Genomic DNA, 13,496 nt, shown 5'->3' with positions numbered 1-13,496 from the left:
GCGCGCATGCTGTCCCGCCGCCCCCACGAACTGCCACCCACCGCCGGCCTGCCGTTGCGACTGGCCGACCTGCGTCCGGGCGCAGCCACCCTGGCCGCCGACATCGCCGCACAGCTGGGCACGCCGCCGCTACAACTGGAGTGCTCCGGCACTGCGTCACTGCTGATCGCGCTGACGACGCTGCGCGAACTGCAGCCGCAGCGCCGGCGCGTCGTGGTTCCCGCGTTCACCTGTCCGCTGGTGGCGATCGCCGTGCAGCAGGCCGGGCTCGAATTGCAGCTGTGCGATCTGCGCGCCAGCCACTACGACATGGATCCGGCCGCCTTGCGTGCCGCCTGTGACGAACGCACGCTGGCGATCATTCCCACCCATCTGGCCGGCCGCGTCGCCGATGTCGACGATGCGCTCGCCGTGGCGCGCAACGTGGGCGCCTACGTGATCGAGGATGCCGCGCAGGCACTGGGCGCACGCCGCGACCATGTCAGCGTGGGCCTGTCAGGCGATATCGGCTTTTTCAGCCTGGCCGCCGGCAAAGGGTTGTCGATCTACGAAGGCGGGCTGCTGCTGGCGCGCGACCCCGTCATGCGCGAACGCCTCGCCCGCACCGCCGCCCGCATCGTGCCGCACAGCTTCGCCTGGGAATGGAAACGCAGCATCGAACTGCTCGGCTACGCCGCGTTATATCGACCACGCGGTCTGCGTCTGGCATATGGCAATCCGTTGCGTCGCGCCCTGCGCCGCGGCGATCCGGTTGCCGCGGTGGGCGATGACTTTCCGCTGACGATACCGCTGCATCGCGTCGGCCACTGGCGCCAGGCCGTCGGCGCGCATGCCGCGACCCGACTGCCGACGTTTCTCGATCTGCTGTCTGCGCAAGCGCAACAACGATTGCCCCGACTGCGCCGTATCGATGGCGTCGAGGTCCTCGACGATCCTGTCGGCGCGCACGGCACCTGGCCGTTTTTATTGCTGATGCTGCCCGACCAACGACGCCGCGATGCCGCACTGACCGAGTTGTGGCAATCCGGTCTCGGCGTCAGCCGCCTGTTCATCCACGCCCTGCCCGACTATGCCTATCTCGCTGGCGTGGTGCCGCCGCAGGACGTGCCGCATGCGCGCGATTTCGCGGCGCGCAGCCTGAGCATCAGCAACAGCCCGTGGGTGACTGACGAGGATTTCGAGACGGTCTGCCGCACTCTGGAAACCGTCCTTGGCTGAGTCAGCCGGACTTTGCCGCAATCGCCGCCAGCAACTGCAGATTCAACGCATGCTGCTGCGCCTGCCAGCCGGCCAGTTGCGCCGGATCGATCTCGGGCTGCTCGTCCATCGCCGATAGCCGGCGCTTCCACCAGCTCTGGTAGCGGTAGTGCGAAACCTCGCCGTTGATGTCGCTGCCGACCAGGCCGTGACGCAGACTGCCGATCAACGCCAGCGCGTGATCGGTCAGCAGCCGGCCTTGATCCCAGTTGGTATGCGCCACCTCCGGTGAGAACGCATCCTTGTCGATCGACAGGTAGCTCGGCACCGTTTGCGTGCGCTGCGCTTCGACGAACGCATCGACCATCGCTTCGGGCGAGTCGAAACCATGGAATGCATGCGCCAGCCCAAGCCGGCGCGACCAGCCGGTGTCCACGCCGATGCTCCAATAGCTCAGCTTGCCGCGCCGCAACGGGGTCAGATAGTTCTCCCACGCATGACCGCCACCGATATCGCTCGAAGTGATGCCGAGCACATGCACGTGACTGACCTGCGGCAGCATCGCCACGCGACGCACCCACGAACCGCAATGCACGCCGAACGGAAAGCGCATGTTGTCCGGGTGGTTGTCGAGTACCACGACCTGGAACGGCGTGCGCGATGGCAGGCGTGCGATCAATGGCCAGCTCAGGTGATGGAAGTCGCCACTGCCCAGGAATACAGTGCCGTACTCGGCCGGCAGCAATTCGTCGAGCATCAAGCCGAAGCGCCGCATCGTCGCCAGCGACGAGCCGAAGCGGATCGATTCCTGCCAGTGCGCCAGCGGCAGCACCAATCGGTCGGGCAACGGCCCCACCGATTGGTCGATGTCGAGCACGACAGGCCGGTTCGCCAGGTTATTCATTGGTAGCCTCCGTGGCCGCCTGCCAGCTGCGATCACTCTCGAAATGGCTGCCGAGTCGGCGCAGCAGCGCACGCAACAGCGGGTTGCGGGCATATACCGCATGACGGGTAAAAGTCATGCTTGCGCCCAGAAAGGATTTGACTTCGGGGTCGGTCCAGCCGGCTACGTAATGGCTCAGGCCGCGCTGCCGCGCGTAGTCGAGATTGTGCATCCAGCTGACGAAGTACAGGTTGTGCTCACGTGCCTGCGGGTAGGCGAAGCCGACGTATTTGTCGATCAGCTTGCCGCCATGTTCGTAACAGAGATTCCAGCCGATCATCTGCCCGGCATGCCGGTAGACGAACACCACGCCGCCGCTGCCGCCGTCCTGCAGCACCTCCCGAAAGAATGCCGCGCTCAGCCGGTCGAAGTGGATCTCGCTTTGCGCGTACACGTTGTCGAACAGCGCATAGAACGCCGCCAGGGTCGCCGCGTCGCTGAAGCGTGCATCACCGGTGTGCACCATCTCGATCTCGAGGTCGGCGCGGGAACGCAGCTTGCGCCGGATGTTCTTCCGTCGGCCGGACGACAGTCGCGCCAGATACTCGTCGCCCGAGGCGAAATCGATCGGCACCCAAGCCAGCGCCTGACCTTCGAGCAGCACATAGCCCTCGGCTTCGCAGGCGCTGGCGAATGCTTGCGCATAGGCGTTGTCGGCGTCGCTGAGCAGGGGTGAGTCCTGCGCGATGTCCTTGACGATCAGCAACCGGCATTCACGCCCGTACGCGGCCTTCAGGCCCTGCGCCAGTTCGGCTGGCGTCACGCCCGGAGGCAGCGGCGCATACTCGGACACGGTGGTACCGGCAAAGCGCGTGCGCCAGCGCAGCAGGCGCCCCCACCAGCGATACAGCGGCAAGTGCGTCACTCGACGGCGCAGTTCATCGTCCGCGGTGGTCAGCAGGTCGAACGGCGCCACGAAACTCGGCATGCCCTGCGGCGAGAGTTCAACGGCAAACCCGATCGGCGGCTGCGCCATGAAATGCGCGAGCAGTGCGTCCGGTTCCAATTGCGAAATGAAAGGCATGAGTAAGCAAATCTGCCTAGACTGGTTGATATGTAACACTGTCGTGCGCAGCCAGGAGCCTACTCGTCATGACCGATACAACCCAGCAACAGATTTTCGATCTCATTGCCAAGCAGGCCAAGATCGACGTGGCCACGATCAAGCCCGAATCCACCTTGAAGGATCTGGGCATCGCTTCGCTGGAGGCGATCGAATTGATCTTCGACATCGAGGAACACTTCAACATCACCTTCCCGGACCAGCAAGGGGCCAACTTCGACACCGACACGACGCAGAGCCTGGTCGACGCGGTGCAGAAGGCGCTGGATGACAAGGCCGCCGCGGGCGAAGGATCGAACTGATGTCCACGGTTCCACTGATGCGCCGCGTGGTGATCACCGGCATGGGCGCGATCAGCCCGCTCGGCGTCGGTGCCGAGGCGCTGTGGCAAGGCCTGCGCGAAGGCCGCAGTGCGATCGGTCCGCTGAACCATCCGGATGCAGCGCGCCTGCGTGTGAAGATCGCCGCCCAGGTGCCGGCGAGTTTCGACCCTGCAGCGAATATCGACGAACGCATCCTGCCGATGCTCGACCGCACCTCGGAATTCGCGCTGCATGCGGCGCGTGAGGCGATCACGCAATCCGGACTGGAGTTTCGCCAGAACGGTCTCGGCGTGCGCACGGCGTGCGTGGTCGGCACCGGCGTCGGCGGCGAAACCACCCAGGACGAGCAGAGCAAGCGGCTGTACGGGGAGAATTCCCAACGCGCGCATCCGCTCACCATCGTGCGCCTGATGACCAACGCCTCGGCCAGCCAGATCAGCATCGCCTATGGCCTGCGCGGACCCACCTATGCGGTGGCCAGCGCCTGCGCCTCGGCGAACCACGCGATCATCCAGGCCGCCATGATGATCCGCTACGGCATGGTCGATGCAGCCATCACCGGCGGCACCGAAGCGTGCATCACGTATGGCGCCTTGCGAGCGTGGGAGGCGATGCGCGTGCTGGCCGACGACACCTGCCGCCCGTTCAGCATCAACCGGCGCGGCCTGGTGCTCGGCGAGGGCGCCGGCATCTTCGTGCTGGAATCGCTGGAACATGCTCAAGCACGCGGCGCGACCATCCTCGCCGAACTGGCCGGCAGCGGCATGACCGCCGATGCCACCGACATCGTGATGCCCAGCGCGGACGGAGCGGCCAGCGCGATGCGCCAGGCGCTCGCCGATGCCGCTCTCGCTCCGGAGGACGTCGACTACATCAACGCCCATGGCACCGGCACTCTCGCCAACGATGTCACCGAGTCCAAGGCGATCCGTCTTGCGTTCGGCGCGCATGCCGATCGCCTTGCAGTGTCCTCGACCAAGTCGATGCATGGCCATGCGCTGGGCGCGTCCGGCGCGCTGGAGCTGGTGGCGGTGGTTGGCGCCTTGCGTGACAGCGTGGTGCCGCCCACCGCAAACCTGGACAAGGTCGATCCGGCCTGCGATCTGGATTACGTGCCGAATGTCGCCCGGGAGATGCCGGTGCGTGCCGCACTGAGCAACTCGTTCGCGTTCGGCGGACTCAACGCGGTGCTCGCGCTCAAGCGCGCACCGTAACGGCATTCCACCGCGCAACAAACCAAAGAACCCGGCGACATGTCGCCGGGTTCTTTTTGCGCCAGCCCCCATGATGCCTGGCCCACGCACGGCCAGGCTCAACCCTTCTTGGCTTTGGTCAGCAGCTGATCGAGCAAGGCGATCGCCAGGTCGATCTCCTCATGGGTGATCTCCAGCGACGGCGCGAAGGTGATCACGTTCTTGTACCAGCCGCCCACGTCCAGCACGAGGCCGATCTTCTTGCCGTTGTGCTCGAGGTCGCCGGCCAGGCCGATGTCGACCATCTTGTCGAGCAGCGCCTTGTTCGGCGTGAAGCCGTCGTCGGTGCAGATCTCGGCGCGCAGCGCCAGGCCGAGGCCGTCGACGTCGCCGATTTCCTTGTGGCGCTTCTGCAGGTCGCGCAGGCCTTCGAGGAAATGCGCGCCCTTCTTCGGCACGCTGGTCTCGTAGTCCAGCTCGTAACCCATCTTGATCACTTCCAGGCCCAGCGCGGTACCCAGCGGATTGGAGTTGAACGTGGAATGGGTCGAGCCCGGCGGGAAGATGGTCGGATTGATCAGCTCTTCGCGCGCCCACAGGCCGGATAGCGGATTCAAGCCGTTGGTCAACGCCTTGCCGAACACCAAGACATCAGGCGTCACGCCGAAGTGCTCGATCGACCACAGCTTGCCGGTGCGCCAGAAACCCATCTGGATTTCGTCGACCACCATCAGGATACCGTACTGATCCAGCACCTTCTTCAAGTCCTTGAAGAAATTCATCGGCGGGATCACGTAGCCGCCGGTGCCCTGGATCGGCTCGACGTAGAACGCGGCGTATTCGGCCTGGTTCACCTTCGGATCCCACACACCGTTGTATTCGGTTTCGAACAGGCGGGCGAACTGGCGCACGCAAGCGTCCGAATATTCTTCCGGCGTCATGCCCTTCGGGCGGCGGAACGGATACGGGAACGGGATAAACATCGCGCGCTCGCCGAAGTGGCCGAAGCGGCGACGGTAGCGATAGCTCGACGTGATCGACGAGGCGCCCAGGGTGCGGCCGTGGTAGCCGCCCTCGAACGCGAACATCAGGCTCTTGCCGTTGCTGGCGTTGCGCACGATCTTCAGCGAATCCTCGATCGCCTGCGCACCGCCCACGTTGAAGTGCACACGGCCGTCCAGTCCGAACTTCTTCTTCGCATCCAGCGCCACCGTCTTGGCCAGCTCGATGCGGGTCTGGTGCAGGTACTGGCTGGCCACCTGCGGCAGACGGTCGATCTGCTCTTTCAGCACATGGTTGAGGCGCGGGTTGCCGTAGCCGAAATTGACCGCCGAATACCACATCTGCAGGTCGAGGAACGGCGTGCCGGCGGTGTCGTACATGTAGCTGCCTTCGCCGTGGCGAAAGATCTTCGGCGGGTCCACGTAATGCACGGTGTCGCCGAACGAGCTGTACTTGGCTTCGTCGGCGAGCAGCTGCGCGTCGTCGATGAAACCGGCGGCGGTCTTGTCGATTTTCATGGGGAATGATCCGGAATGATTCGGGGAGTACAGATGCAGGAAAAAGTACGGCGTGCGACGCGATCAGGGAAGCGCGTGCGCCGGCTCATGGTGCCAATGGCTGGCCAGGCTGCCGTCGAGCAGCTTAGGCAGGAACTCCAGCGCATCCTCGAAACCGGTGATCGGCACGTAGTCGATGCCGGTGGCGCGGCAATGCTCGATCAGGCGATGCTTGGCGAACACGAAATCGACGCGGTCGGCGGCGCAGAAATCCGAGGCGCCGTCGCCGATCAGCAAGGTTTTCGCACCGGTCTTGCGGGCCTGCGCCACGCAGGCGCACTTGCAGGTGCCGCTGCGGCAGCCGTCGGCCTGGAACGGCGAGGTCAGCTGCCACTGCTTCGGCGGTTCGGCCGGCGACAGGTGGTTCGCCGCCAGCGGCAGCGTGTCCAGGCCGTAACGGCCGAGAATCTTGTGGATCGCATAATCGAGACCGTCGCTGACCACGCGGATCGGCACGTTCAGTTCGCGCGTCTTCGCCACGAAACCCGGAAACGCATGGTCGATCCACAGCTCGCCCAGATGCGCATCGAGTTCCGCGCGGGTCATCTGCAGCAGATCGACCTGGCCCGACATGCACTCGCGCGAGCCGATGCGGCCGGCGCGCCAGTCCTGCTCCAGCACTTCCCAGCCCGGGCGGCCGAAACGGTCGAGCAGCGAGTCGATCACGTCCTCGACGGAAATCGTGCCGTCGAAATCACACAGAATGGTCCAGCCAGATTCGGACATCAGAAACTCACGCCAATCCAATAACGATACCGTGCAGGGTAGAAACCCTGCCTTTCGGTGTCCTTTCCCGTCCTCGGGTCACCAGCCCTTCGATCGCCGCCGATGGCCGCCTTGATAAGGAAACCGAAAGCTGACCGGCGTAGTTTTTCGGTGCGAAGACAGGCCCGTGCCTGCCGTGTGGGAGCCGTGACATGCCCGCATTGCGATCCTGGGTGTTCAGCGTCGCCATTCTGGCTTCGGGGAGTGCCTGTGCCTCCGGTGGCCCGCTCGGCATCGACCACCGCCTCCATTACGACGACAGCGGCATCTGGAAACGCACCAACCAGAACGCGCTGATGTACGGCACCATCTTCACGGTCGCCGGCGGCGCCCTGGCCTTCGGCGATCAGGACAAGCTGGGCGACACGTTCTGGCGGTCCGTGGATGCGCTGGTCATCACCAGCGTCGGTACCGAGGCGATGAAGTACGCTTTTCAGCGCGAACGGCCTTCGCAAACCAGCAACCCCGACCGTTTCTTTGCCGGATCGCACGCGAAGAGTTTTCCGAGTGGCGAAGTGGCGGCCATTTCGGCCGCGGTGACGCCATTCATTGCCAACTACGGCGAGGATCATCCTGCCGTCTATGCGCTGGCCCTGCTGCCGGCCTACGACGCGGTGGCGCGCATGAAGGTTCGCGCCCACTGGCAGAGCGACGTGCTGATCGGTGCCGCCATCGGCACTGGCGTCGGGCTATGGTCGGCCCATCGCAATTCGCCGCTGATCATCGGCTGGCTGCCGGGCGGTTTCCAGGTCGGCTTCATACACCACTTCAAATGACGCCTTCGTATATTTTGCACAGGACGCTGATCGGAAATTCTTAAGAGAAAACTAAGCGGCCTGCCGTCAGAATGGCTCATGCGCCATACTCGTCAGCAGCGACATCCCTGTGCCATGCCGCTTCAACGTCTCTCGCGTTGGTGCCTGCCTCACGCCTCTCTCTGGATGCTGGGTATCGGCGTCGGACTGGCTTTGACCGGTTGTGCCACGTACACGCCTCTTCCGCTCGGTAGCGGTCAAGGCGCACCCAGCGTGATGCACCTGACCGCACCGATAGCAGCGATGCCGGCGCTGGCGCTACCGGATCATCGTTTCGATCCCTCGGACGGGCTCGATGTCACTGAAGTGGCGATGCTGGCCGTGATCAACAGTCCGGCCCTGAAGGTCAAGCGCGACGAACTCGGCATCGCCCGCGCGCAAGCGTTTGCCGCCGGTTTGCTGCCCGATCCGCAGCTGAGTTTCAGCGAGGATTTCCCCGGTCACACCGATGCCGGCACGAGCAGCGCGTACAGCCTCGGCCTCAGCGAGGACATCACCGCGTTGCTGACGCGCTCGTCACGGCGTGCCGCCGCGCGCAGCCAGGCCGAGCAAGTGAATCTCGACCTGTTGTGGGCGGAATGGCAGAGCGTGGCCCAGGCGCGGTTGCTGTTCGATCAGGTGCTGACCCTGCGCGCTCAGCAGGCGCGGCTCACGACCGAGCTGGCCGCGCTGGCCCCGCTCGAACCCTCCATCAGCACGGCCCTGCGTGCCGGCAATCTCACTTACGACAGTGCCAGCGCCGGCCTCAATGCCGGCGCGGATGTGCGCAAACGGCTGGCCGACTCGGCGATCGCGCTGCATCAGGCAGAGACGGATCTGCATGTCCTGCTGGGGCTGGCACCGGACGCGCCGCTTGAATTGGTCGGCACGCCCTATCAGACCAGCCCGACGCCGGAGCAGGCGCAACAGGCGCTGGCCGACCTGCCGCGGCGGCGACCTGATCTGCTCGCGCTGCAAGCCGGCTACCAGTCGCAGGAGGCGAAGCTGCGCGCGGCCGTGCTGGCCCAGTTTCCGGCGTTGAACATCGGCTTCAATACCGCACGCGATACCAGCAACGTCACCACCCACGGCTTCAGCATCGGCATCACGCTGCCGCTGTTCGACCGCAATCGCGGCAATATCGCGATCGAGAAGGCCACGCGACAACAGCTGAAGGACGACTACGAGGCGCGCGTGCTGGATACCCGCAGCGACATGCAGCGGCTGGTCGCCGATCTCGCCACGCTGACCCAGCAGCGCGCGGCGCTGGCCGCTCATGCGCAGCAACTGGATACAGCCCGTCATGCCGCCGAGGCAGCGTGGCAGCAACGCCTGCTGGATTGGCCGACGTACCTGGCCATCCGCAGCAATGCGCTGAGCGCCGACCTCGATCTGCTCGACCTGCAACAGCAGCAGGCCACCCAGGCGATTGCGCTGGAAGCCCTGCTCGGCAACACCGACCTCGCCACCGCCCATCCCGTCTCCGTCAAAGCAGCCACGCCATGAATCGTTCAACTCTTTTGCCGAATCTGTGCGCGCTGTTGCTGGCCGGGTTGCTGGCCGGCTGCAGCCATGGCGCCGCGGACGACGAAGACGCCGCCGCCCCGCCCGGCCAGGTCGCGGTAACCACCGCGACGCCGGTGCAGCAAACTTTCCACGACACCGTCGAAGCCTGGGGCAGCGCCACCGGCGATCCGCAGCATGCGCGCACGATCAGTCTCGCGCATGGTGGCCAGGTGATCGCCGTGAGCGTAGCCGCTGGACAAACCGTCAAGCGAGGCCAGCCACTGCTGACGGTCACGCCCGATCCCGCGGCGCGGAATACTTATCAGCAGGCGCAGAGTGCGCTGACTCTGGCCGAAGGCGAGCTCCAGCGCACCGAACAACTGGCCGCACAACAGCTGGCCACGCAGTCGCAACTGGCCACCGCGCGCAAGGCGCTGGCCGATGCCCGGACGGCTCTCGACGCACAGCACGCGCTGGGCGGCGGCACGGCCCAGGAAGCCGTCACGGCGCCTGCCGATGGCGTCGTCACGACGCTCAGCGTGGGACTGGGCGATCGCTTTGCGGCGAATGCGCCGCTGCTCGGCTTCACCCCTGCGCATGCTCTGGTCGCCCAGCTCGGCGTGCAGCCGGAGGATGCGGCGAAACTGCATGCGGGCATGCCGGTACAACTGCGCAATGTGTATGGCGCGGCCGGGTTTACCGGTACGCTGCGGATGATCGGACAATCGGTGGATTCGCAGAGCCATCTGCTGAGTGCCCAGGTCGAGCTTCCCGCCGAAGCCAGCGCGACGCTGGTGGCCGGCACCGCCGTCGACGCGCAGATCCGCACGGCCGATTTCAGCGCATGGGCCGTCCCGCGCGCCGCGGTGCTGCATGACGAACACGGCGACTACTTGTTCCAGGTCGAACGCGGTCACGCCAAACGCGTCGGCGTGACGCTACGCAGCCCCGACGGCGATGTCGTCGGCGTGCAAGGCGCCCTCGGTGCGCAGGCCAAGGTGATCGTGCTCGGTGCCTACGAGCTGGCTGATGGCGATGCGGTGCGGGAGTCTGCCAAGTGAGCATCACCGCATGGATGCAACGACATCGTCGCTCGTTGTTGTTTCTCGCCTTGATGCTGACCATCGGCGGCATCGCCAGCGCGCTGTGGATGCCGGTGGCGCTGTTTCCGAACGTGGCGTTCCCCCGCGTGCAGGTGACCCTGGATGCGGGCGACCGCCCGGCCGACCAGATGGCGATCGAGGTGACCACCCCGGTGGAAGAGGCCATCCGTCGCGTGCGTGGCGTGCGCGACGTGCGTTCCACCACCAGTCGCGGCAGCGCCGATGTCGCGGTGACGTTCGACTGGGGCGCGGACATGGCCGCGGCGCTGCAGGAGGTGAACGGGGCGGCCGGACAGATCCTGCCGCAGCTGCCTGCCGGCACCCAGTTGTCCACCCGGCGCATGGACCCGACCACGTTTCCGGTGCTGGCCTACAGCCTGCGTTCGCACACGCAGTCGCCGGGTGCGCTGCATGATCTGGCCGAATACCAGCTGCGCCCGCTGCTGAGCGGCATCAGCGGCGTCGCCCAGGTCCAGGTGCAAGGTGGCGAGGTGGCCGAGTTCCATGCCGACGTCGATCCTGGCAGGTTGCGTGCATCGAACCTGAGCCTGAGCGACGTCGCCGCCGCGGTAAGCCATGCGGCGACGATCCAGGCGATGGGCCGCGTTTCCGACCACTACAAGCTGTATCTGCTGCTGGCGAACAACCAGCCCACTACCGTTGCCGCGCTGCGCGCCATCGTGGTTCGCGCCGGCGCGGCCGGCATCGTGCATCTCGGCGACGTCGCGACGGTCAGCCTCGATCATGTGCCGCAGTGGATCCGCGTCAATGCGGACGGCCAGAACGCCGTGCTGCTGCAGGTCTATCAGCAGCCCGACGGCAACAGTGTGCAGATCGCCAGCGAAGTGAAACAGCGCCTGGCCGACTACGCGCCGCAGATGCCGGCCGGCGTACAGATCGCCAACTGGTACGACCAGACCCAGCTGGTGACCGGCGCGGCCGCCAGCGTGCGCGACGCGATCCTGATCGGCATCATGCTGGCCGGTCTGGTGCTGTTCGTGTTCCTGCGCAATACGCGGGTGATCCTGGTCGCGCTGATCGTGGTGCCGGCGGTGCTGGCGATCACCGTGCTGCTGCTGTCCGTGCTGGGCATGAGCTTCAACATGATGACGCTCGGCGGCATGGCCGCGGCGGTCGGCTTGATCATCGACGACGTCATCGTGATGCTCGAACACATCATGCGCCGGCTCAATCAGGGCGAAGGCGAAGTGCACGAGCGCATCGCCGGCGCGGCATGGGAGTTCACCCGGCCGTTGACCGGTTCCAGCGCCGCTACCGTGGTGATCTTCCTGCCGCTGGCGTTCCTGACCGGCGTCACCGGTGCGTTCTTCAAGGCGCTGTCGCTGACCATGGCCAGCGCGCTGATCATTTCCTATCTGCTGACCTGGATCGCGGTGCCGCTGCTGGCCGAACGCTTCCTGGACAAGCGTCATTCGGCCGAACACCCGCAAGGCCGCTTTACCAAAGGCATGATGGAGCGCTATCAAAACGTGCTGCAGCGCTGGCTGAAACGGCCGGTGCTGGTGTTGCTGCTGATCGTGCCATTGCTGGTGCTGGGCGGCGTGGCCTATACGCAGGTCGGCACCGGTTTCATGCCGAAAATGGATGAGGGCGGCTTCATCCTCGACTACCTGTCCAAGCCCGGCACCTCGCTGGAGGAGACCGACCGCTTGCTGCGGCAGGTGGAGACGATCATCCGCGCGAACCCGTCCGTAGACACCTACTCGCGACGCACCGGCCTGCAGCTGGGCGGCGGCCTCACCGAAGCGAATCAGGGCGACTTCTTCGTGCGCCTGAAAAACGGCTCGCGCCCCTCGACCGAAGAGGTGATGACGCAAGTACGTACCGAAGTCGAGCAGAAAGTGCCGGGACTGGATATCGAGTTGTCGCAGCTGATGGAGGATCTGATCGGCGATCTGGTGGCGGTGCCGCAGCCGATCGAGGTTCAACTCTACAGCGACGATCCGGTGGAGTTGAATGCCGCCGCCGGCAAGGTCGCCGACGCGATCGGCAAGGTCACGGGCGTGGTCGGCGTGCGCAACGGCATCAATCCCGCCGGCGACGCGCTGACCGTGCAAGTCGATCCGGCCAAGGCCGCACTGGAGGGACTCGATCCGACCAGCGTCATCGATCAGGTCGACGCGGCGATCGATGGCACGGTGGCCGCCCAACTGCCGGAGGGCAACAAGCTGGTCGGCGTGCGCGTGCGCCTGCCGGAGAATTCGCATCAGCAGTTGGAACAGGTCGCTGCGCTGCCGATACGCGCAGGCGACGGCCATCTGCTGCCGCTATCGCGGGTGGCCACGCTGTTGCAGGTGCAGGGCCAGCCGGAAATCACCCGCGACAATCTCAAGCGAATGGTCGCCGTTACCGGCCTGATCAGCGGACGCAGCCTCGGTTCCACCATCGGCGACATCAAGAAAGTACTGGCCAAGCCGGGCTTGCTGCCGAAAGGCATGTTCGTCCAGCTCGGCGGCCTGTATCAGCAGCAGCAGCAGGCGTTCCGCGGCCTCACCATCGTGATGCTGGCGGCGATCGCGCTGGTATTCACCCTGCTGCTGTTCCTGTATGAGAGTTTTCGCGTAGCGCTGACCATTCTGGCCATGCCGCTGCTGGCGCTCCCGGCAGTGTTCGCCGGCCTGTGGCTGACCGGCATCGAGCTGAACATCTCCTCGATGATGGGCATGACGATGATCGTCGGCATCGTCACCGAAGTGGCGATCTTCTACTTCTCCGAACTGCAGGACGCGGAGAACAGCATGGCGCTGCACGACGCGTTGCATGAAGCCGGGCAGCACCGCACGCGACCGATCGTGATGTCCACGCTGGCCGCGATCCTCACCTTGCTGCCGCTGGCGCTGGCGCTCGGCCAGGGTTCGCAGATGCAGCAACCCCTGGCGGTGGCCATCATCGCCGGCATGCTGGTGCAGCTGCCGCTGGTGCTGCTGGTGATGCCGGTGCTGTATTCGCTGTTGCGGCGCAATGGCGCGAAAAAGAGCAGCTAAGGACGGCGTAAGCCTGCGCCTGCATCCTGCTGCAGCGATACCCGC

11 protein-coding genes are annotated in these 13,496 nt (G+C 65.4%); 7 read left to right on the top strand and 4 right to left on the bottom strand.

The window, feature by feature from the left end; all coding sequences use genetic code 11:
- Positions 1-6: 6 nt before the first annotated feature.
- A complete protein-coding gene (locus BUA26_RS09905; protein ID WP_072760367.1) occupies positions 7-1,218 on the top strand; it encodes a DegT/DnrJ/EryC1/StrS family aminotransferase in 1,212 nt (403 codons plus the stop codon).
- Position 1,219: 1 nt separating this feature from the next.
- Here the strand turns inward: BUA26_RS09905 and BUA26_RS09900 are convergent, their stop codons facing one another.
- Both BUA26_RS09900 and BUA26_RS09895 read right to left on the bottom strand, forming a co-directional pair.
- Complete coding sequence (locus BUA26_RS09900) at positions 1,220-2,101, bottom strand: hypothetical protein (RefSeq protein WP_072760365.1); 882 nt, start codon at positions 2,099-2,101, stop codon at positions 1,220-1,222.
- Positions 2,094-3,164, bottom strand: coding sequence for a peptidogalycan biosysnthesis protein (locus BUA26_RS09895; RefSeq protein WP_072760363.1), 1,071 nt, complete (start codon positions 3,162-3,164; stop codon positions 2,094-2,096). Before BUA26_RS09895 ends, BUA26_RS09900 begins: the two co-directional genes overlap by 8 nt.
- Before the next feature lie 68 nt (positions 3,165-3,232).
- Here BUA26_RS09895 and BUA26_RS09890 point away from each other — a divergent pair, with 68 nt between their 5' ends.
- Positions 3,233-3,505, top strand: coding sequence for an acyl carrier protein (locus BUA26_RS09890; protein WP_072760362.1), 273 nt, complete (start codon positions 3,233-3,235; stop codon positions 3,503-3,505).
- Complete coding sequence (locus BUA26_RS09885; protein WP_072760360.1) at positions 3,505-4,740, top strand: beta-ketoacyl-[acyl-carrier-protein] synthase family protein; 1,236 nt, start codon at positions 3,505-3,507, stop codon at positions 4,738-4,740. Before BUA26_RS09890 ends, BUA26_RS09885 begins: the two co-directional genes overlap by 1 nt.
- A 98-nt stretch (positions 4,741-4,838) precedes the next feature.
- Here BUA26_RS09885 and BUA26_RS09880 read toward each other — a convergent pair whose 3' ends face one another.
- Together BUA26_RS09880 and BUA26_RS09875 are read right to left on the bottom strand one after the other, a co-directional pair.
- Positions 4,839-6,239 carry an aspartate aminotransferase family protein gene (locus tag BUA26_RS09880; RefSeq protein WP_072760358.1) on the bottom strand — a complete coding sequence of 467 codons (1,401 nt, stop codon included), beginning with the start codon at positions 6,237-6,239 and terminating at the stop codon, positions 4,839-4,841.
- 63 nt (positions 6,240-6,302) lie between these two features.
- Entirely contained in the window at positions 6,303-7,004 is a 702-nt protein-coding gene (locus BUA26_RS09875; RefSeq protein ID WP_072760357.1) for an MtnX-like HAD-IB family phosphatase, read from the bottom strand.
- A gap of 191 nt (positions 7,005-7,195) precedes the next feature.
- On the opposite strand from BUA26_RS09875, the gene BUA26_RS09870 reads away from it, so the two are divergent.
- The 4 genes from BUA26_RS09870 to BUA26_RS09855 all read left to right on the top strand — a co-directional run bounded on the left by BUA26_RS09870 (position 7,196) and on the right by BUA26_RS09855 (position 13,451).
- Positions 7,196-7,819, top strand: a complete 624-nt coding sequence (locus tag BUA26_RS09870; RefSeq protein ID WP_072760356.1) for a phosphatase PAP2 family protein — start codon at positions 7,196-7,198, stop codon at positions 7,817-7,819.
- A 165-nt stretch (positions 7,820-7,984) separates the two neighbouring features.
- Positions 7,985-9,343, top strand: a complete 1,359-nt coding sequence (locus tag BUA26_RS09865) for a TolC family protein (RefSeq protein ID WP_255368372.1) — start codon at positions 7,985-7,987, stop codon at positions 9,341-9,343.
- The gene (locus tag BUA26_RS09860) at positions 9,340-10,404 is read left to right on the top strand and encodes an efflux RND transporter periplasmic adaptor subunit (protein WP_072760354.1); all 1,065 of its coding nucleotides are present in this window, start codon (positions 9,340-9,342) and stop codon (positions 10,402-10,404) included. Before BUA26_RS09865 ends, BUA26_RS09860 begins: the two co-directional genes overlap by 4 nt.
- Complete coding sequence (locus tag BUA26_RS09855) at positions 10,401-13,451, top strand: efflux RND transporter permease subunit (RefSeq protein WP_072760353.1); 3,051 nt, start codon at positions 10,401-10,403, stop codon at positions 13,449-13,451. Before BUA26_RS09860 ends, BUA26_RS09855 begins: the two co-directional genes overlap by 4 nt.
- Positions 13,452-13,496 lie beyond the last annotated feature (45 nt).

The organism is Rhodanobacter sp. OK091, from assembly GCF_900142825.1.
Lineage (GTDB): Bacteria > Pseudomonadota > Gammaproteobacteria > Xanthomonadales > Rhodanobacteraceae > Rhodanobacter.
The sequence above is the reverse complement of the archived record's forward strand: the minus strand, read 5'-3'. Positions and strand labels throughout refer to the sequence as shown.